19 protein-coding genes are annotated in these 20,829 nt (G+C 62.0%); 8 read left to right on the top strand and 11 right to left on the bottom strand.

Annotated features, from left to right (window positions below):
• Nucleotides 1–35: 35 nt before the first annotated feature.
• The 5 genes from PXK07_RS09335 to PXK07_RS09315 form a co-directional block, all read right to left on the bottom strand.
• Entirely contained in the window at nt 36–1,073 is a 1,038-nt protein-coding gene (locus PXK07_RS09335; RefSeq protein WP_274847954.1) for a methyl-accepting chemotaxis protein, read from the bottom strand.
• Nucleotides 1,074–1,121: 48 nt separating this feature from the next.
• The gene (locus tag PXK07_RS09330; protein ID WP_274847953.1) at nt 1,122–1,529 is read right to left on the bottom strand and encodes a protoglobin domain-containing protein; all 408 of its coding nucleotides are present in this window, start codon (nt 1,527–1,529) and stop codon (nt 1,122–1,124) included.
• 362 nt (nt 1,530–1,891) lie between these two features.
• A complete protein-coding gene (locus PXK07_RS09325) occupies nt 1,892–3,295 on the bottom strand; it encodes a TRAP transporter large permease (RefSeq protein ID WP_274847952.1) in 1,404 nt (467 codons plus the stop codon).
• A gap of 9 nt (nt 3,296–3,304) precedes the next feature.
• Entirely contained in the window at nt 3,305–3,976 is a 672-nt protein-coding gene (locus PXK07_RS09320) for a TRAP transporter small permease subunit (RefSeq protein WP_274847951.1), read from the bottom strand.
• Nucleotides 3,977–4,056: 80 nt separating this feature from the next.
• Nucleotides 4,057–5,073 (bottom strand): C4-dicarboxylate TRAP transporter substrate-binding protein, encoded by a 1,017-nt coding sequence (locus PXK07_RS09315; RefSeq protein ID WP_274847950.1) that lies wholly within the window; start codon nt 5,071–5,073, stop codon nt 4,057–4,059.
• A 499-nt stretch (nt 5,074–5,572) separates the two neighbouring features.
• On the opposite strand from PXK07_RS09315, the gene acs reads away from it, so the two are divergent.
• The 8 genes from acs to PXK07_RS09275 all read left to right on the top strand — a co-directional run bounded on the left by acs (nt 5,573) and on the right by PXK07_RS09275 (nt 15,041).
• On the top strand, nt 5,573–7,534 hold the full coding sequence (acs, locus tag PXK07_RS09310) for an acetate--CoA ligase (protein WP_274847949.1): 1,962 nt from the start codon (nt 5,573–5,575) through the stop codon (nt 7,532–7,534).
• A 4-nt stretch (nt 7,535–7,538) separates the two neighbouring features.
• Entirely contained in the window at nt 7,539–8,222 is a 684-nt protein-coding gene (locus tag PXK07_RS09305; RefSeq protein ID WP_274847948.1) for an adenylate kinase, read from the top strand.
• A gap of 218 nt (nt 8,223–8,440) precedes the next feature.
• Entirely contained in the window at nt 8,441–8,725 is a 285-nt protein-coding gene (locus tag PXK07_RS09300; protein ID WP_274847947.1) for a DUF4212 domain-containing protein, read from the top strand.
• 3 nt (nt 8,726–8,728) lie between these two features.
• Entirely contained in the window at nt 8,729–10,510 is a 1,782-nt protein-coding gene (locus PXK07_RS09295; RefSeq protein ID WP_274847946.1) for a sodium:solute symporter family protein, read from the top strand.
• A gap of 129 nt (nt 10,511–10,639) precedes the next feature.
• Nucleotides 10,640–12,463: a DUF294 nucleotidyltransferase-like domain-containing protein gene (locus PXK07_RS09290; RefSeq protein WP_274847945.1), complete on the top strand. Its 1,824-nt coding sequence runs from the start codon at nt 10,640–10,642 to the stop codon at nt 12,461–12,463.
• A 25-nt stretch (nt 12,464–12,488) separates the two neighbouring features.
• Nucleotides 12,489–13,007: a hypothetical protein gene (locus PXK07_RS09285; protein WP_274847944.1), complete on the top strand. Its 519-nt coding sequence runs from the start codon at nt 12,489–12,491 to the stop codon at nt 13,005–13,007.
• Nucleotides 13,008–14,429 (top strand): 3'-5' exonuclease, encoded by a 1,422-nt coding sequence (locus PXK07_RS09280; protein WP_274847943.1) that lies wholly within the window; start codon nt 13,008–13,010, stop codon nt 14,427–14,429.
• A gap of 99 nt (nt 14,430–14,528) precedes the next feature.
• Nucleotides 14,529–15,041, top strand: coding sequence for a flavin reductase family protein (locus PXK07_RS09275; protein ID WP_274847942.1), 513 nt, complete (start codon nt 14,529–14,531; stop codon nt 15,039–15,041).
• 73 nt (nt 15,042–15,114) lie between these two features.
• Here PXK07_RS09275 and PXK07_RS09270 read toward each other — a convergent pair whose 3' ends face one another.
• The 6 genes from PXK07_RS09270 to PXK07_RS09245 all read right to left on the bottom strand — a co-directional run bounded on the left by PXK07_RS09270 (nt 15,115) and on the right by PXK07_RS09245 (nt 20,814).
• A complete protein-coding gene (locus PXK07_RS09270) occupies nt 15,115–16,101 on the bottom strand; it encodes an ABC transporter substrate-binding protein (RefSeq protein WP_274847941.1) in 987 nt (328 codons plus the stop codon).
• Between the two features lie 222 nt (nt 16,102–16,323).
• Nucleotides 16,324–17,169, bottom strand: coding sequence for an ABC transporter permease (locus tag PXK07_RS09265; protein WP_274847940.1), 846 nt, complete (start codon nt 17,167–17,169; stop codon nt 16,324–16,326).
• Nucleotides 17,166–18,083 (bottom strand): ABC transporter permease, encoded by a 918-nt coding sequence (locus tag PXK07_RS09260; RefSeq protein ID WP_274847939.1) that lies wholly within the window; start codon nt 18,081–18,083, stop codon nt 17,166–17,168. Before PXK07_RS09260 ends, PXK07_RS09265 begins: the two co-directional genes overlap by 4 nt.
• A gap of 33 nt (nt 18,084–18,116) precedes the next feature.
• Nucleotides 18,117–18,929: an ABC transporter ATP-binding protein gene (locus PXK07_RS09255; RefSeq protein WP_274847938.1), complete on the bottom strand. Its 813-nt coding sequence runs from the start codon at nt 18,927–18,929 to the stop codon at nt 18,117–18,119.
• 69 nt (nt 18,930–18,998) lie between these two features.
• A complete protein-coding gene (hydA, locus tag PXK07_RS09250) occupies nt 18,999–20,453 on the bottom strand; it encodes a dihydropyrimidinase (protein WP_274847937.1) in 1,455 nt (484 codons plus the stop codon).
• A gap of 40 nt (nt 20,454–20,493) precedes the next feature.
• Nucleotides 20,494–20,814 (bottom strand): hypothetical protein, encoded by a 321-nt coding sequence (locus tag PXK07_RS09245; RefSeq protein WP_274847936.1) that lies wholly within the window; start codon nt 20,812–20,814, stop codon nt 20,494–20,496.
• Nucleotides 20,815–20,829 lie beyond the last annotated feature (15 nt).

Genomic DNA, 20,829 nt, shown 5'->3' with positions numbered 1-20,829 from the left:
GTGATACACCCAGCGACGCACTGACGCCAAAGCGATTAGAAACCGACCGCGGCCTGCATCGGATCTTCAGGCTGTCTGCCCCGGGTCTGGCTGGGGTCAAAACTGCGCACATTGCTGCCCGCCGTCACCGTGAAGGTTCCGACCAATTCCGACAGCACCTGGGTATCCTGCTGCAGTGACATGATGGCGGCGGCAGTCTGTTCGACCATGGCGGCGTTCTGCTGTGTCACCGTATCCAGCTGAGAGACCCCAACGGCGATTTCCGACAGGCCGGTGGACTGTTCGCGGGCCGAATTGACGATATCGGCCGTCAGATCCGAGACCATCTCGATGTCCCGCACGATGCTGGTCAGCGTCGCACCGGCCTGATCCACCATGGCAACGCCGGTATCCACATGCTGTGTACTGGTCGTAACCAGGGCCTTGATCTCCTTGGCGGAAGCGGCTGCCCGCTGGGCCAGGCCACGCACTTCGGAGGCGACCACGGCAAAGCCGCGACCGGCGTCGCCCGCACGCGCCGCCTCGACGCCCGCGTTCAGCGCCAAGAGATTGGTCTGGAAGGCGATATCGTCGATCACCGAGATGATCTGCGAGATCTGCGCCGACGATTCTGAGATTTCGCGCATCTTCGCGACCGCCTGATCCGCAACATCGTTGCCCTTGGCGGCATTGTCGCGGGTCTGCAGGACAACCGCCTCGGTCTTGTTGGTGGACTCGGTCGAGGACTGCACCGAGCTGTTGATCTCTTCCACGGCCGCTGCGGTTTCCTCCAGCGTCGCCGCCTGGGTTTCGGTGCGGCGCGACAGATCCTCGGCCGACTGGTTCACCTCATTTGCGATCCGATTGAGATTGTCGGTCGACTCCTGGATGGTCATGATCACATTGCGGGTGGAGGACATCAGATCGTTGAAGGACAGGCGCACCTCGTTGAAGCGTTCGGGGAAATCGCTTTGCTCGGGACCGGGGATCGGCGTGGACAGATCCCGCGCGACGACCCGGTCGATCCCTTCGCTAAGATATTTGAAGGCCCTGTCCTGCTCCTCCTTCTGTGCCGCGAAATAGGCCGCGATCACCTGATAGGTATCAAAGGCAAAGGCACGGGTCAGAACGCCAAGGGTATCTCACACCCGGCGTCTGGCGAATTTGCCGACCAAGGCGCCAGAGCGTTCCAGCACCCGTTTCTGAATATACTCGCTCGCCCGGCCGTAGCCGGACAGATACATGGAAAAGGGCAGTTGGATGTTGAAATGCACGGTTCCGACACGTTGCGCCGAGGCGAGGTACTCCTCGTTGAAGCTGCCCGACATGAGTTTCTGCCAGTGAACCTTCTGCGCCGCGCGCGCATGGGCCATGGTGCTTTCGTTCGGGAAAAACTGGGCAATCTCGGGGTCGGATTTGGCGAAGGCGTAAAAGAACTCCAGCGCGTCGTCCAGAATGGGTTCAACCAGCTTGCCCGCCTTGACCAGCCTTTGACGATCGTCTCCGGTCAGACCAAATTTTGTCAGGGTGTCCTGCGTATCACGTGTCATCAGTGTTCCTCGCAACAATACACGCCTCCAGATCTCAACATGAGATTTATGGAGAATTTACGGTATCGTGCGTATGACGCATTAACATCCTGATAATTGTCTGTTTCGCCCAATTCGCCCAAAACGCGCGGCCAATACTACGAAGAGCACTTACAATTATCGAACATTTAACATGTGCAGAATATGTCTATTTAGGCGAATCACCCTTATTTACAAGGGGCAGTCGCCGCTGAGCCAATCGGTTTCAAGACGGGCTGTGCAGCCTCAACGCCCGCACCTGCGCCCAAAACCGCCAGCACGGCCGAACCCAGGCGTGTCGGCTGCGCCCAAGGGACAGGCGCAGCCCAAAGGTTTCAGTCCGCCTAGCCCGCCAGCGACGGCAGGTAGAGCACGATCCCCGGGAAGGCGACCAACAGGGCGATGGTCACCGCATCGGCGATGAAGAAGGGGGTGACCCCCTTGAAGACATCCTGCACGCTCAGGTCATCCCGCACACCGGCCACAACAAAGCAGTTGAGACCGATCGGCGGGGTGATCAGGCAGAACTCGGCCATCTTCACCACCAGGATCCCGAACCAGATCGCGCACATGGTGCCATTCATGCCAAAGGCGCTGTCCGCGGCCGAGACCGCTTCGCCGCCATTGAGCGCCATCACCGCCGGGTAGACCACCGGCAGCGTCAACAGCAGCATGCCGATCGCATCCATGAACATCCCCAGCACCGCATAGGCCAGCAGGATGCAGATCAGGATCACCATGGGCGACATATCCAGCGAGGTGATCCAGTCCGAAAACGCGCCCGGAAGATCCGCAAACCCCAGGAAGCGCACGTAGATCAGAACGCCCCAGATGATCGAGAAGATCATCACCGAGAGTTTCGCGGTTTCCAACAATGCGGATTTCAGCTCGGACCACTTCATGCCCTCCTTCAGCGCGTAAAGGAACACGATGAAGGCGCCGATAGCACCGCCCTCGGTCGGGGTGCCCCAGGCCTGCTCGCCAAAGGGGTTGTAGACAAAGCAGATGATGATCAGCACCACCAGGATGATCGGCAGCGCCCCCGGCAAGGAGGCGAACCGCTGCCCCCAGGTGAAGCCCTTGACCGGCGGGCCAACGGTCTTGAAGACCATGGCGATACCGACGATCAGCCCGCCGTAGATGATGGCCGAGAAGGCTCCGGGAATGAAGCCGGCCAACAAGAGCTTGCCCACGTCCTGCTCCACGATGATGGCATAGATCACCAGGATCGCCGAGGGCGGGATCAGCGAGGCCAGCGTGCCACCGGCCGCCACCACACCTGCGGCGAACTTCTTGTTATAGCCGATGGCCAGCATTTCCGGGATGGCGATACGGGCAAAAACGGCAGAGGTCGCAACCGAGGCGCCGGATACCGCGGCAAAGCCCGCCGTGGCAAAGACGGTCGAAACCGCAAGCCCCCCGGGCAACCAGGCGATCCAGCGTTTGGCCGCCTCGAACAGCGCCTTGGTCAGGCCGGCATAATAGGCCAGATAGCCAATCAGGATGAAGGTCGGGATCAGCGACAGCGCCTGGCTCGACACTTTGGAATGGGGCACCTGCCCCGCGGTTTTCACGGCAATGGTCAGCGCCTTGGTAAAGCGGGCCGGATCATAGCCGAATTTGGCCCAGAAGATCCAGGTCAGCCCCACCAACCCCGCCAGGGCGGCGGCAAAGGCAACCCGCATGCCGGTCACCACGAGGACAAGAAGAAAGCCGGTGACCCAAAGGCCAATTTCAATCGGTTCCATCGGCGCGTCCTATTCCTTGGGATTGCGCGCAGTCGCGCTATCGTCATGGCCATCGTCATGACCTGTGAGCACATCCGCCTCATGGGCGGCCTGGGCGGCGGCATCCTGGATCAGTGGCACGGCCGCCGGAGACTCCAGCCCCAGCACCAGCGCCCGCCCGTAGGCCCAGACCTGCAGCAGGAGCCGCAGGCACAGCACCGAAAAGGCCACCGGCGCCAGCAATTTGGCCGGCCAAAGCGGAATACCGATATCGATCGAACTGTCGCGGCTCCACAGTGGCGCTGCAAAATCGAACGAGCGGGAGAAATGCGCCCAACTGCCCCAGACCAAAAGCAGCATCAGCGCCAGGATCAACAGGACCGAAAACAGTTCGAACAGCCACAGGGCGCGTCCCCGCAGGGAACCGATCAGGATGTCCATGCGAATATGGCCGCCGTCGCGCTGCACATAGGCAATGCCCATGAAGGCAATCAGCGGCATCGCCTGTTCGATCCAGTCCACATAGCCCGGCAAGGGCGCGTTGAAGGCCGAGCGTCCCCCGACCGAGGCAACCGCCAGCACCATGAGCGAAAATACCGCAAGGCCGCTGACCAGCGCCAGCACCTGCTCAATCCGCAACAGCCCCAGGTCCAATCGGCTGACCAGGCTGTCGTCTTCTATTACCGCGGCGTTTCCCGCCATGGCCCCCACCTTTCGTTAGAGTGTCCAGAAAGCAAAAACAGGCCGGGAGAGTGATCCCGGCCTGTTTCTGACATGCGCGTTTAGTTGCCCGCGCGGGTCTTCTCCAGGGTGGTCACCACCAGGTCATAGAGTTCCTGACCGGGGATGCCCTGGGCTTCCATGTCCTTGATCCACTGTTCGCGGATCGGATCGGCAGCCTTGGCGCGGAACGCGGCCAGCTGCTCTTCGGAGATCATCACCTTCTCGACCCCTTTTTCGGCCAGAACACTGTCCCATTTGGTCAGCAGCTTGCCGTAGTTTTCGAGGTAGTAGGCGATTGCCTCGTCGATGGAGCCGTCAAGCGCTTCCCGCTCGGAATCGCTCAGCGCATCATAGGCATCTGTGTTGACCACCACCGGGCAGTTCACGGTGCCGGGGTTCAGGTTCGCGGTCCACCATTCGGCCCGGTTGATGGTGCCGAAGGACAGATGCGCGTGCTGGGCAAAGGCAACGGTGTCGACAACGCCGGATTCCATGGCGTTATAGGCTTCGGTCGCAGGCACCGAGGTGGGCACGCCGCCGACGGCCTCGAAGGCCTTGCCCAGACCGCCGGTTGCGCGAACGCGCATGCCTTCGAATTCGGACAGTTCATCGCGCGGCTCGCCGGTGCCAACCAGGTTATACTGCGGCATCGGAGAGGTCATCAGCAGCTTCGCATTCCAGCGGGCCAGATCCTTGGCTGCCGAAGGGTGCGCATAGACCGCGTGGCTGACGGCGACTTCCTCTTCCAGGTTCTGCACGCCCAGGAAAGGCAGTTCCAGAACGGTGATCGAGGGGTTCTTGTCGCGGTGGTAACCCGCGCAGAACTGCGCCATTTCAAAGGCACCGATGGAAATGCCATCCAGGTTTTCGCGCGGTTTGGACAGGCCACCGTAGCTCACGTTGATGGTGAAGGCGCCATCGGTCTTGGCGCTGACCAGCTCAGCCAGCTTTTCCACATGTTCGGTAAAGGCGCGACGCTTGCCCCAGACCGAAACATTCCATTCCGTGGCTGCGGCCTCTCCGGCGATCGCAAAGCCAGCGGAAGCCGCGACAGCGGCAGTCAGAAGTTTATTCATGGTTTTTCTCTCCCATTTTGCGCCCTTGCAGTTTTCGGACCTCGTCCCGAGGGGCGCTTGGCGGACAAGCTAACCGTAAGGCACGGGCCTGCCAAGCCCCGGCACGCTCAAATTCCCGGCAACAGGCAGAGTCGCCTGTCTCCACCCAAAGGATCGCGGCGCCGCACAAGCTGCGCGTTTTGCCGCAGGTTGTATCGCCCTGCGGACGCGTGCATCCGGAAAAATCTCGTCATTGGCGCCGCCGCCCACCGGAAACAGCCGCAAAGCCGTTGACAGGCAAGACACTGCAAAAAAAATCATTATTCAGCCGCTTCGCCGCGATTGTTTACAGGATATTCACAAGCAGGAAATTCATTTACAAACAAACCTCTGTTTTTGCGTCCTTTATTCACTTATTTTCAACTTTCCTTATTATGGCGGCCGAGGAAGGAAACGGTTTGACACCTGCGCCACCGCGCTGTCGGGTGACAAACTGAGGAGAAGTCAGGGAGGACACCAGATGACCACGCAGCCTGAAGGCAAAGTGTATCCGCCGTCAGACGACGTCATTGCTCGCGCCCATGTGGACGCGGCCAAATACCAAGACATGTACGCAGCCTCTATCGCCGACCCCGACGCCTTCTGGGGCGAACAGGGCAAGCGGATCGACTGGATCAAACCCTTCACGCAGGTGAAGGACGTCAACTACAATTTCGGCGAGGTCTCGATCAACTGGTACGCGGACGGCACGCTGAACGTCTCGGCCAACTGTATCGACCGCCATCTGGAGACCCGCGGCGATCAGACCGCCATCATCTGGGAACCGGATGATCCAAACGAGGCCGCCCAGCACATCACCTACAAGGATCTGCACCGCAGCACCTGCCGGATGGCGAACATCCTGGAATCGATGGGCGTGCGCAAGGGCGACCGGGTGGTGATCTACCTGCCGATGATCCCCGAAGCCGCCTATGCCATGCTGGCCTGTGCCCGCATCGGCGCCATCCACTCGATCGTCTTTGCCGGGTTCAGCCCCGACGCGCTGGCGGCCCGGATCAACGGTTGCGATGCCAAGGTCGTCATCACCGCCGACGAAGCCCCGCGCGGCGGTCGCAAGACCCCGCTGAAATCCAACGCCGACTCGGCGCTACTGCATTGCCAGGACACGGTGAAATGCCTGGTGGTGAAACGCACCGGCGGTCAGACCACCTGGATCGACGGACGCGACTACGACTATAACGAAATGGCGCTGGAGGCGAACGACTACTGCAAGCCCGCCGAGATGAACGCCGAGGATCCGCTGTTCATCCTCTACACCTCCGGCTCCACCGGGCAACCAAAGGGCGTGGTGCACACCTCGGGTGGTTACCTCACCTATGCGGCGATGACCCATGAGATCACCTTCGACTATCACGATGGTGATATCTACTGGTGCACCGCCGACGTGGGCTGGGTCACCGGTCACAGCTATATCGTCTACGGCCCGCTGGCCAATGGTGCGACCACGCTGATGTTTGAAGGCGTGCCGACCTACCCGGATGCCTCGCGCTTCTGGCAGGTCTGCGAGAAACACAAGGTCAACCAGTTCTACACCGCCCCCACCGCCCTGCGCGCGCTGATGGGGCAGGGCAATGAATGGGTCGAGAAATGCGATCAGTCGGATCTGCGCCTCCTTGGCACCGTCGGCGAGCCGATCAACCCCGAGGCCTGGAACTGGTACAATGACGTGGTCGGCAAGGGCAAATGCCCCATCGTCGACACCTGGTGGCAGACCGAGACCGGCGGCCACCTGATGACCCCCCTGCCCGGCGCCCATGCGCTGAAGCCCGGCGCCGCGATGAAACCCTTCTTTGGCGTCAAGCCCGTGGTTCTGGATCCGCAGTCCGGCGAAGAGATCGACGGCAACGGGGTCGAGGGCGTTCTGTGCATCAAGGATAGCTGGCCCGGCCAGATGCGCACCGTCTGGGGCGATCATGAGCGCTTCGAGAAGACCTATTTCTCGGACTACAAGGGCTATTACTTCACCGGTGACGGCTGCCGCCGCGATGCAGACGGCGACTACTGGATCACCGGCCGCGTCGATGACGTGATCAACGTCTCCGGTCACCGCATGGGCACTGCCGAGGTGGAAAGCGCGCTGGTCGCCCACGCCGCCGTGGCCGAGGCCGCCGTGGTGGGCTATCCGCACGAGATCAAGGGCCAGGGCATCTACTGCTATGTCACCCTGATGAACGACCGCGAGCCCTCGGACGAGCTGATGAAGGAATTGCGCACCTGGGTGCGGACCGAGATCGGCCCGATCGCCAGCCCCGATGTGATCCAATGGGCCCCCGGCCTGCCCAAGACCCGTTCCGGCAAGATCATGCGCCGCATCCTGCGCAAGATCGCCGAGAACGACTTTGGCTCGCTCGGCGACACCTCCACCCTCGCCGATCCTTCGGTGGTGGATGATCTGATCGCCAACCGCGCGAACAAGGGATAAGGCCATGACGACAGACGTGATGACCCGCCCCGCCGTTCTGATCCTTCTCGGCCCTCCGGGCGCCGGGAAGGGCACCCAGGCCCGCATGCTGGAAGAAAGCTTTGGTCTTGTGCAGCTTTCGACCGGCGACCTTCTGCGCGCCGCCGTGGCTGCGGGCACCGAGGCCGGCAAGGCCGCGAAATCGGTGATGGAATCGGGCGGCCTCGTGTCGGACGAGATCGTGATCGCCATCCTGCGCGACCGCCTCGCCGAACCCGACTGCGCCAAGGGCGTGATCCTTGATGGGTTCCCCCGCACCGCGGTTCAGGCAGAGGCGCTGGATGCGCTCCTGTCCGAAACCGGCCAGAAGATCAACGCCGCCATCAGCCTTGAGGTGGACGACGATGCCATGGTGACCCGCGTTGCCGGGCGTTACACCTGCGCGGGCTGCGGCGAAGGCTACCACGACAGCTTCAAGCAACCGCAAAAGGCAGGCACCTGCGACAAATGCGGCGGCACCGAGATGAAGCGCCGCGCCGATGACAATGCTGAAACCGTGGCAAGCCGTCTTGCGGCCTATCACGAGCAGACCGCCCCGCTGATCGCCTATTACGGCGACAAGGGCGTGCTGCAAAAGATCGACGCCATGGGCCAGATCGACGAGGTCGCCAAGGGCCTTGCCGCGATTGTAAAGACCGCCGCGCCCTAGGCCCGGCCAAACTTCGGACGCCCGGCCATTAGCTGCCGCCGGGCGCCCGCCTCAAGACCCGAAATACCCGATGGCACCGCCAAAGCCCCGCTTTGGCGACCAAAGGAGTAATGCCTGATGTCTGCCCGATGTCCAATCGCGCTGCGCAGGCAAACAGAGAAGGTCTGCCCAGCGTCCAAAGCCAGGGCAGGCAGAACCCGTAGCAAGGAGGAGCCGCCATGGCGGACCACACAACAAATGCCGCAAAGGCTGCCGAGTCCGATAAGGGCTATTGGCAGGCCAATGTGCGCATCATTCTCATCAGCCTGGTGATCTGGGCTGTCGTTTCATTCGGATTTGGCATTCTGCTGCGCCCGATGCTCTCTGGCATCTCGGTCGGCGGCAGCGATCTGGGCTTCTGGTTTGCCCAGCAGGGATCGATCCTGGTCTTCCTGGGCCTGATCTTTTTCTACGCCTGGCGGATGAACCGTCTCGACCGTGAATTCGGCGTCGAGGAGGAATAAGCCATGGATCAGTTTACCATCAACCTGCTCTTCGTGGGCGCCTCCTTCGCGCTCTATATCGGTATCGCCATCTGGGCGCGTGCCGGCTCCACCTCGGAGTTCTACGCCGCTGGCCGGGGTGTTCACCCCGTCACCAATGGTATGGCCACGGCGGCGGACTGGATGTCTGCGGCCTCCTTCATCTCGATGGCGGGTCTGATCGCCTTTACCGGCTATGACAACTCCTCCTTCCTGATGGGCTGGACCGGCGGCTACGTGCTGCTGGCGCTGCTGCTGGCGCCCTACCTGCGCAAGTTCGGCAAGTTCACCGTATCCGAGTTCATCGGCGACCGCTTCTACAGCCCCACCGCGCGCATCGTGGCGGTGATCTGCCTGATCGTGGCCTCAACAACTTACGTGATCGGTCAGATGACCGGCGTGGGCGTGGCCTTTGGCCGCTTCCTTGAGGTCTCCAACACCGCGGGTCTGCTGATCGGCGCCTGTGTGGTCTTCGCCTATGCCGTGTTCGGCGGCATGAAGGGCGTGACCTATACCCAGGTTGCACAATACGTCGTGCTGATCATGGCCTATACCATCCCGGCCATCTTCATCTCGCTGCAACTGACCGGCAATCCGATCCCGGCGCTGGGTCTGTTTGGTGATCACGCCGCCTCGGGCGAGCCGCTTCTGGCGAAGCTCGACGCCATCGTGCGCGAGCTGGGCTTCAATGAATACACCGCCCACCACGCCGACACGCTGAACATGGTGCTCTTCACCCTGTCGCTGATGATCGGCACCGCCGGCCTGCCCCACGTGATCATGCGCTTCTTCACCGTTCCCAAGGTGTCCGACGCACGCTGGTCCGCCGGCTGGGCGCTGGTCTTCATCGCGCTCTTGTACCTGACTGCCCCGGCAGTTGGCGCCATGGCCCGCCTCAACATCACCGACATGATGTGGCCCAATGGCACAAACGGCGAAGCGGTCTCGGTCGAGCAGATCGAAAACGACGCCCGCTATGACTGGATGGCCACCTGGCAGAAAACCGGTCTGCTGGACTGGGAAGACAAGAACGGCGACGGCAAGATCCAGTATTACAACGACAAGAATGCGGATATGCAGGCCAAGGCAGCTGAAAACGGCTGGCAGGGCAACGAGCTGACCAAGTTCAACCGTGACATCCTGGTTCTGGCCAACCCCGAAATCGCCAACCTGCCCGGCTGGGTGATCGGTCTGGTGGCTGCGGGCGGTCTGGCGGCGGCGCTGTCCACCGCGGCGGGTCTGCTGCTGGCGATCTCCTCGGCTGTGAGCCACGACCTGATCAAAGGCTCGATCAATCCGAATATCTCGGAAAAAGGCGAGCTTCTGTCGGCCCGTGTTGCCATGGCGGTTGCCATCGCGGTTGCCACCTATCTGGGCCTCAACCCTCCGGGCTTTGCGGCGCAGACCGTGGCGCTGGCCTTTGGTCTGGCGGCGGCCTCGATCTTCCCGGCGCTGATGATGGGCATCTTCACCAAGGTGAACAACAAGGGCGCGGTTGCAGGCATGATCGCAGGTCTGGTGGTGACACTGATCTACATCTTCCTGCACAAGGGCTGGTTCTTCATCCCCGGCACCAACAGCTTCACCGATGCGGATCCGCTGCTGGGCACCATCAAGTCCACTTCCTTTGGTGCGATCGGCGCGATGGTGAACTTCGCGGTGGCCTATGTGGTCTCCAAATCCAGCGACCCGATCCCGACCGAGATCGAAGAGCTGGTGGAAAGCGTCCGCATCCCGCGCGGTGCGGGTGCCGCCCAGGATCACTGATCACGGGTTTCCCCCCGGGGCGGGCCGCCTCCCTCGACATCTTGGCCCGCCCCTCTTTTCCTCACCATCCTGTCCGGGCACACTCGGGCAGGATGACTTTTATCCCGGCTTAGCAGACAGGCTTTTGACATGCCCCTTTCCCCCGATGGTCTGATCCAGTTCCTGAAGACGGTGCACCCCTATGACAGCCTTGATGCAGCACGCCTTGCGGAACTGGCCCCGAAGTTCGAGGTGATCCACGCCGCAACCGGAGACGAGATCTACACGCTTGGGACTCCGATGCAGGGGCTTTACCTTGTCCATCACGGTGAGGTCGAAGTTTTCGACGAGAACGGCATGACGGTCTCGATCCTGGGGCCGCGAAATTCCTTTGGCGAGCGCGGTCTCACCCGCGACGGCATCGCCGTTACCACGGCCCGCGCCAATGACGATTGCGCCCTGCTGCTGCTGCCGCGCGCCGATTTCGACGCCTTGATGCAAAGCGAACCGAAGGTCGCGCGCTTCTTTGACCGCCGCCGCCCCGGCAGCGCAGCGCAGAACAGCCTGGCCACCCGGCGGGTTGCGGATTTCATGGCCAAATCCCCGGTGACCTGCTCCAGCGGCCTCACCTGCCAGGGGGCGGCGCAGCTGATGCGCGACCACCATATCTCCTCGGTCTGCGTCACCTCGGGCGATGCCCTGGAGGGCATTCTCACCAATCGTGACCTGACCGAAAAGGTGCTGGCCCAGGGACTGCCGATCTCCACCCCGGTTGCGCAGATCATGACCCGAGATCCCCTGACGCTGCCCTCCTCCGCCATTGCATCGGACGTGCTGCATGCGATGATGGAACACCGGATCGGCCATGTGCCGGTGGTGGATGCAGGACGGCTGTCGGGGATCGTGACCCAGACCGACCTGACCCGCCTGCAGGCGATGAGCTCCGCCGAAATGATCGCGGACATCGCCCGCGCCACGGATGCCACAGCCATGGCCCGTGTCACCGCGCGCATTCCCGCATTGCTGCTGCAATTGGTTGCCGGCGGCAACCGGCACGAGGTGGTGACCCGCCTGATCACCGATATCGCCGATGCCGCCACCCGGCGTCTGCTTGCGCTGGCCGAAGAGCGCCTTGGCCCGCCGCCCGTCCCCTACCTTTGGCTGGCCTGCGGATCGCAGGGGCGGCAGGAACAGACGGGGGTGTCCGATCAGGACAACTGCCTGATGATATCGGATGAGATGCAAATGGGTGACGCTGCCTATTTCGAGGATCTGGCCCGGTTTGTCTGCGATGGTCTTGATACCTGCGGCTATGTCTATTGCCCCGGCGATATGATGGCGAGCAACCCGCGCTGGCGCCAGCCGCTCAGCACCTGGCGGCAGTATTTCGAAGGCTGGATCAAGACGCCCGATCCCATGGCGCAGATGCTGGCCTCGGTGATGTTCGACCTGCGCCCCATCGGCGGCACCACCGCCCTGTTTACGGGGCTGCAAGAGGAAGTGCTGCAGGCCGCCAGCGCCAATTCGATCTTTGTGGCGCATATGATTTCGAACTCGCTGAAACACACGCCGCCGCTGGGGCTGTTGCGCGGGATTGCCACCATCCGTTCGGGCGAGCATCGCAACACGCTGGACCTGAAACACAACGGGGTGGTGCCGATCGTGGACCTGGGGCGGATCTACGCGCTGCAGGCGCGGCTTGCGCCGGTGAACACCCGGGCCCGGCTGGAGGCTGCGGCAGACACAACCGTGCTCAGCCCCTCGGGCGCGCGGGACCTGATGGATGCCTATGATCTGATTGCCCAGAGCCGCCTGCAACATCAGGCCGACCAGATTCGCACTGGCGTGGCTCCGGACAACTTCCTGGCCCCGTCGGATCTGTCGGACTTTGAGCGAAGTCATCTCCGCGACGCCTTTGTCGTGGTAAAAACCATGCAATCCGCGCTTGGCCATGGCAAGGGCATGCTGGGCTGACCCGGCACCACAAGAGGACAAAGGCATGTTTCTGGAACTGATCGCCACCATCTTTGCAGGCTTTGCCGTCGCAGGCGTCGTGATGCTGATCGGGCGGGCCAGCGGTGGGCGGCTCCCCAAATGGCTGGCGCCGGTGGCTGCGGGCCTTGCGATGATCGCGGTCACCATCTCCTCGGAATACGGCTGGTACGAGCGCACCCGCGCCTCTTTGCCCGAGGGCGTCGTGGTGGCCGAAACCGGCGAAAACCGCAGTCTCTACCGTCCCTGGACCTATTTGGTGCCTTTCGTGGAACGCTTTGCCGCCATTGATACATCAACGGCCAAGACCCATCCCGGCGTGCCCGGCCAATATCTGACAGAGGTGTATTTCTTCGGCCGCTGGGCCCCTGTCAGCGCCTTGAGCGTGCGGCTGGACTGCACCGGCTGGCGCCGCGCTGTCGTCACCTCCGACAGCAGCTTTGGCGCGGGGGATGGCCTGGCAATCGACTGGGTCTCCCCATCCGAGGGGGACGGGCTACTATCCACATTCTGCGGAGGTCTTTAGATGTTGGCACGGTTAAGCCTCAGGATCCGCATCTTCCTGTTCTTCTGTCTCATCGCTGCCGCCTCGATCAGCGCGGTCGAATGCGCGCTTTGGATCGGCTACGGCCGCGCAGGAAAGCCTGAGCTGTTTGATGCCTTCGTGTTTTCCGGCGCGCTCAGCCTATTTGCCATCCTCGGGATCACGGCCGGGATCTGGCTGTTGTTCGATGAAAACGTCGCCAAGCCGATTGAGCGGCTGGCGGCTGGCCTGCGCGCCCGCGCCCATGGCGGGGTGACCTCTTCCCTGGATCCGGAGGCCGCGCGCTATCTGGGTGACCTGGCCCCGGCAGCCTCCAGCCTGTTGGGCAAGCTGGGAGAGGCCAATCTCTCCACCGCCGCGGCGATTGCCCGTGAAACCACCAGGCTGGAGGCGGAAAAGGCACGGCTGACCACCCTTCTGTCCGAAGTGCCGGTGGCAACGGTCATGGTGTCGCCGGATCACCGTATCGTTCTTTACGATGCGCAGGCCGCAAGCGTCTTGTCGCAGATCGCCCCGGCCCGCCTGGGCGCAGCCCTTGGCGACTACCTGGAGGCAAGCGCCCTGGAGACCGCTTACGGAAAGATGGTCCGCAGCGGTCAGGAGATCGCCGCCCGCATCACTGGCAGCGACGGACGGCAAACCTATGGCTTGCGGCTGAAACCCTTAGGGGACGCGGCAGGCTATGTGCTGATCTTCGACAGCGCCGAGGCCCGGATCGCCCCCGAGGCGGCCCGGCCTTTGATCTATGATTTCGGTCTGTTGAATCCGGTCGCCCGCAAGATCGAGGAGCGGAGCCTGTCGGATCTGTCATTTGCGGTATTTGACACGGAAACCACCGGGCTGCTGCCGCATAAGGATCACGTGGTGCAGCTGGGCGCCCTCAGGGTGCTGCGAGGCCGGATCGTGGATGGAGAGGCTTTGGATCTGCTGGTTGATCCCGGCACCCCGATCCCACAGGCCTCTACCAAGGTGCATGGGATCACCGACGCGATGGTGAAAGGTGCGCCCGATTTCGCCACGGTGTCCCGCACCTTCCACCACTTTTCCCGCGATGCGGTGATCGTTGCCCATAACGCGCCCTTTGACATGGCCTTCCTGCACCGCGAAGCCAAGCGGCTGGACCTCAGCTGGGATCACCCGGTGCTGGATACGGTGCTGTTGAGCGCGGTCCTGTTCGGCGCCTCGGTGCCGCATACGCTGGATGCGCTGTGCGACCGGCTGGATGTGACAATCCCTACCGCCCTGCGCCACACCGCCCTGGGCGATGCCCGTGCCACCGCCGAGGTGCTGTGCCGAATGCTGCCGATGCTGGAGGCGCGCGGCTTTGCCACCCTGGGCGACGTCATCGAACAGACCCGCGCCCATGGGCGCCTGCTGGAAGATCTGAACCCGGTGGACAAATAGACTGGCCCGTGGCAGGTCGGGGCCTAGAACGTGTTGCGTAGAAATGACTTCGAAACACGCTTTAGATCTGACGGATCACTCTGACAAAGGGCGCGAACCATGCCAGACACCACCTTGACCCCGGGCTTCACCCCTGGGCCCGAGACACAGCGGGCCTATCGCGATGCCTTGGGCTGCTTTGCGACCGGCGTCACCGTGATCACCACCGGGACGGAGCAAGGACCGCTGGCCTTTACCGCCAATAGTTTCTCGTCGGTATCGATGGATCCACCGCTCTTGATGTGGTGCCCTGCCCATGCCTCTCTGCGGCATGATGCCTTTGTCGCGGCAGAGCGTTTTTCGATCCATGTGATGGCCGAAGACCAGCTGGATCTTGCCATCCATTTCGCCCGCTGCGGTGATGATTTTACCTCCGTCCGCTGGCAGCAGGCCGAAGATGGCACGCCGCATCTGGACGGGGTTCTGGCGCGGTTCGACTGCAATGCCCATGCCAGCCACCCGGCCGGGGATCACACCATCATCCTGGGCGAAGTCCAGCGTTTCGCCACCCGCCCGGGCAAGGGTCTGATCTTCAAGCAGGGGCTTTACGGCGGCTTCCTGGAACAAAGCTAAAGTACAGTTTTGAAACGAAAAAGCCCGCCCCCAAGACATCAGGGACGGGCCAATTCTTCGATATACGATCCGCTTACTTCAGCGCGGCATCGGTGATGGCATGGGTCCAGGCGCCTTCCGGAGCCTTGGTGATCACCGGCGAGGAGCCACCGCCCAAGAGGGTCGCAACGGTCCGCTCATAATCGGCGACATCCAGCGCGCCGTTGCTGCCTGCGGTCAGCTTGGCGATCTCGCTCATCATGCGCTTCTGGTGCTCTTCGGTCTGCGCACCGGAGGCATCGTTGTCCAGAACGATCTCGGCGGCTTCATCCAGGTTGGCTTCGGCGTATTTCCAGCCCTTCATCGAGGCACGCACGAAACGCTCCATCTTGCCCGCGAATTCCGCATCGCTCAGCTTGTCTTCCAGCACGTAAAGACCATCTTCCAGGGTCGCGACGCCCTGGTCTTCATACTTGAAGGTCACCAGTTCGTCCGGGGAGACGCCCGCATCGATCACCTGCCAGTATTCGTTATAGGTCATGGTGGAGATACAGTCGGCCTGACGCTGCAGCAGCGGGTCCACGTTGAAGCCCTGCTTCAGGACTTCGACGCCCATCTCGCCCTTGCCTTCGGTGGAGATGCCCAGCTTGCTCATCCAGCTCATGAAAGGGAATTCATTGCCGAAGAACCACACACCCAGGGTGCGGTCCGCCAGATCCTTGGGCTCGGCAATGCCGGTGTCCTTCCAGCAGGTCAGCATCATGCCCGAGGATTTGAACGGCTGGGCGATATTGACCAGCGGCAGGCCCTTTTCGCGGGCAGCCAGTGCGGCGGGCATCCATTCGACGGTCACATCGGCACCGCCACCTGCGATCACCTGGGTCGGGGCAATGTCCGGACCGCCGGGCAGAATGGTGACGTTCAGGTCTTCTTCTTCGTAAAACCCCTTGTCGAGCGCCACGTAGTAGCCAGCGAACTGTGCCTGTGTCACCCATTTCAACTGCAGCTTGACGTCGTCTGCTGCCTGAGCGGCTCCGGCGGCACCAAGGGCCAGCGCGGCGGCTGTCAGAATGTGTTTCATTGGTAGGTTCTCCCTGTTGGTTATGGTTGCAGCTTGCGCGAATTTGACCATTTGTTCAAAGATTTTTCTTGTGCCATTGCCTGGCTTTTTGTCGGTCTGCGCAAGCATTGGGCGCTGGTCTGATGCCTCCCTTATGCCTCCTTCGGGCTGGGAAAGACCGGGCCGTTGCCCTGTGGTCTCATCGCCCCGAACACCCTGCCCGGAGCGATGAAATTGCGGCTGTCACCCCCGCTGCGAGGGGTGCCAGAAGGTCAGTGATTTCTCGATCAGGGCGATCACGCCATAGAAGGCCGATCCGGCAAGCGCGGCGACCAGGATCTCGGCCCAGACCATGTCCAGCGCCAGCTGGCCAACGCTGGTTGAAATGCGAAAGCCCATGCCAACGGTGGGCGAGCCGAAGAACTCGGCCACGATCGCGCCAACCAATGCCAGCGTGGTGGAGATCTTCAACCCGTTGAAGATAAACGGCAAGGCGGCGGGCAGGCGCAGCTTGAAAAAGCTCTGCCAATAGCTGGCCGCATAGGTGCGCATCAGGTCCCGCTGCATGGCAGAGGTCTCGCTCAGGCCCGCAACCGTGTTCACCAGCATCGGGAAGAACACCATAACCACCACAACGGCCGCCTTGGACTGCCAGTCAAAGCCGAACCACATCACCAGGATGGGCGCGGTGCCGACGATGGGCAGGGCCGCCACGAAATTGCCCACCGGCAACAGACCCCGGCGCAGGAAATCGCTGCGATCCACCGCCACGGCCATGGCCAGGGCGGCAATGCAGCCCATCAGGTAGCCCGACAGCGCCCCCTTGATGAAGGTCTGCGCAAAATCCTGCCACAGGATCGGGATCGAGGTGGCGAAGCGTTCGGCAATCACAGTGGGTGCCGGCAGGATCACCATGGAGACCTCAAGCCCCCGCACCAAGAGCTCCCAGACAATCAGGATGGTGACGCCAAAGATCAGCGGCACTGCCAGTTTCACAGGCCTGGTCTTGGCGGCGGGACTATTGGCAAGGCGGCTGTTGATCCACCAGCCCACAAGCCAGGCGATAACGGCAAAGAGAACTTCGATCATGCGCTCATCCCCATGCGTTTGAGAACCAGACGTTCAATCAGCCCCAGCAGCGCCACCAGTAGCGCCGCCAGGATGGCCGCTGCGAACAGGGCCGACCAGATCTGCACCGTCTGCCCGTAGTAGCTGCCCGCCAACAGGCGCGCGCCAAGGCCCGCAACCGCGCCGGTTGGCAGCTCGCCCACGATGGCACCCACCAAGGAAGCGGCGATACCGATCTTGAGCGAGGCAAAAAGATAAGGCAGCGAGGACGGCAGCCGCAGCTTCCAGAACCCCTGCGAAGTGGAGGCGTTGTAGGTCTTCAACAGATCCAGCTGCATGTGATCGGGACTGCGCAGCCCCTTCACCATGCCCACAACCACCGGGAAGAAGCTGAGATAGGCCGAGATGATCGCCTTGGGCAAAATCCCCTGCACCCCGATGGAGTACAAAACCACGATGATCATGGGCGCCAGCGCGATGATCGGGATGGTCTGGCTGACGATGGCCCAGGGCATCACCGACATATCCATCACCTTGGAATGCACGATCCCGACGGCCAGCAGGATGCCGAGCCCGGTGCCGATGGCAAAGCCCAAGAGCGTCGCCGAAAGCGTCACCTGCCCATGGTAGATCAGGCTGCGTTTGGAGGTGATCTTCTTCTCCACCGTGGTCTTCCACAGCTCCACCGCGACCTGATGCGGCGCGGGCAGACGCGGGCGGTCCTGCGCCCAGGTATCGGCAATGGCAAAGGTGTTCGTGGCTACCAGCCCAAAACTGCCCATGTCGCGGCGCTCTTTGGCGGTGGCGGGGGTGACTGTGGCCCCTGCCCGCTCGGCCTGATCCAGAACGCCCTTGATGTTCATCGGTACGCAAGCCGCATACCAGAAGGCGATGATGGCGGCGACAACGGTGAGAACGGCGAGGATATTCTTCATGCCCTGCCCTCCCGGTTCGGGATAAACGCGCGCTTATGCATCATCGCTATGCCCCGCGCGCAGACCCTCGCGCACCCGGTGCGCGATGTCGATGAATTCCTGACTGTCACGGATATCGAGCGGCCGTTCCTTTGGCAGGGTGCTTTCGATCACATCGGTAATCCGGCCCGGGCGCGGCGACATCACGACGATCTTGGTCGACAGATACACCGCCTCGGGGATCGAGTGGGTGACGAAACCGATGGTCTTGTCCGTGCGCGCCCAGAGCTTCAAGAGCTGCTCATTGAGGTGATCGCGCACGATCTCATCCAGCGCCCCGAAAGGTTCGTCCATCAACAGGATATCGGCATCGAATGCCAGCGCGCGGGCAATGCTGGCCCGCTGCTGCATGCCGCCCGACAGCTGCCAGGGGTATTTGCCGCCAAATCCAGAAAGCTCCACCAGGTCAAGGACTTGTGCGACGCGCTTATCCTGTTCTTCCTTGGAATAGCCCATGATCTCGAGCGGCAGCTTGATGTTCTTGGCAATGCTGCGCCACGGGTACAGCCCCGCCGCCTGAAACACATAGCCATAGGCCCGCTTCTGACGCGCCTCATCCGGCGTCATGCCGTTCACGGTGATCGAGCCGCTGGTGGGGTGTTCCAGCGCCGCCATCACCCGCAAAAAGGTCGTCTTGCCGCAGCCCGAAGGGCCGATGAAGCTGACGAAATCGCCCTTGTTGATGGTGAGGTTCACATCCTTCAGCGCCTGCACCGGACCATCGTTGGTCTCGAACACGAGGTTCAGATCGCGCGCCTCTACGACGGCCTGGGATGAACTGGCCTGGGGTGTCGTTTCATTTGTCATGTCATTGCCTTAGTCGGACGGAAGTGCGGCCCGCCACCTGGGGCGGCCCGCCTTCGGATTATAGCCAGATTACACGCCTGTCGCCGGAATGCCGGTCCGCTCCACCGGGCGGGGGGCGGTCAGTTCCTTCCAGGTCGAAAGCGCCTTGTTCACGGTGGTGTTTGCCTCACGTTCGACAAATTTACCATGGCCTTCCTGGGTGCGGATCTCACCATCATGCACCGCCACATGGCCGCGGGTCAGGGTAAAGCGCGGCAGGCCCTTGACCTCATGCCCTTCAAAGACGTTGTAGTCGATCGAGGACTGCTGCGACGCGGCCGAAATGGTCTTGGTCTTTTCGGGATCCCAGACCACCAGGTCGGCATCGGCACCGACCAGAACGGCACCTTTTTTCGGATAGCAATTCAGGATCTTGGCGATGTTTGTTGAGGTTACGGCAACGAATTCATTCGGCGTCAGACGGCCGGTATTCACCCCGTGTGTCCAGAGCATGGGCATCCGGTCCTCAAGGCCGCCGGTGCCGTTCGGGATCTTGGTGAAATCACCCACGCCATAGCGTTTCTGGTCGGTGGTAAAGGCGCAGTGGTCGGTCGCCACCACAGACAGGGAACCGGACTGGAGACCGTTCCACAGGCTGTTCTGGTGCTGCTTATTCCGGAAGGGCGGCGACATCACGCGGCGCGCGGCATGGTCCCAATCCTGGTTGAAATACTCGCTTTCATCCAAGGTCAGGTGCTGGATCAGCGGCTCGCCCCAGACGCGTTTGCCCTGCATGCGGGCGCGGCGGATCGCCTCGTGGCTTTCCTCGCAGGAGGTATGCACCACGTAAAGCGGCACGCCCGCCATATCGGCAATCATGATGGCACGGTTGGTGGCCTCGCCTTCGACCTGCGGCGGGCGGGAATAGGCGTGCGCCTCTGGGCCATTGTTGCCCTCGGCCAGCAGCTTGGCGCTGAGTTCCGCCACCACATCGCCGTTTTCGGCGTGGACCATGGCAATACCGCCAAGTTCAGACAGACGCTGGAAGCTGGCGTAAAGCTCGTCATCATTGACCATCAGCGCGCCCTTATAGGCCATGAAGTGCTTGAAGGTGTTGATGCCGCGGGTTTCGATCACGGTCTTCATATCGTCAAAGACCTGCTCGCCCCACCAGGTCACGGCCATGTGGAAGGAGTAATCGCAGTTGGCGCGGGTGGATTTATTGTCCCAGCGCTTCAGCGCATCCAGCAGGCTTTCGCCCGGGTTCGGCAGGGCAAAATCGACAACCATGGTGGTGCCGCCCGCAAGGCCGGCCCGGGTGCCGCTTTCAAAATCATCCGAGGAATAGGTGCCCATGAAGGGCATCTCGAGGTGGGTATGCGGGTCAATCCCGCCCGGCATCACGTAGCAGCCGGTGGCGTCCAACTCCTCGTCGCCTTTCAGGTTGGCGCCGATCTGGGTGATCACGCCGTCTTCGATCAGAACATCCGCCTTGTAGGTGAGATCAGCCGTGACGATCGTCCCGTTCTTGATGACTTTACTCATGTCTATTAACTCCCTGTTTTATTGTTGTATTCGGCCTTTCTCAGACGGAGCTGAAACAGCCGATTGCATGTCCATGGACGCCGATGTCGAGCGGGCCGAAAACCGAGTCGACACAGAGCGAGAAATACCCCGCCAGTGGCAGATAGATGACCCGGTAGTCGCCGTTGGGATGGGTGACGGCCCAGCACTCCTGCGTCAGACCGCCGGAAAAATTCACCGTCACCGCTTCCGGCTCGCACAGCGCCGCGCGAAAGGCATAGAGGGTCGCAAGGCCGACCTCGCTGGTGACATTGAACTCGGCCATCTCCGTCTCGATCAGATGCTTGATCCGATCGGGGATGGAGAGGCCGGATTCGATCACTGGAGATCAGCCCGC

Source organism: Phaeobacter sp. QD34_24 (genome assembly GCF_028890115.1).
Classification (GTDB): Bacteria; Pseudomonadota; Alphaproteobacteria; order Rhodobacterales; family Rhodobacteraceae; genus Phycobacter.
Note: the sequence above shows the minus strand (reverse complement) of the source record. Positions and strands in the feature narration are given on the sequence as shown.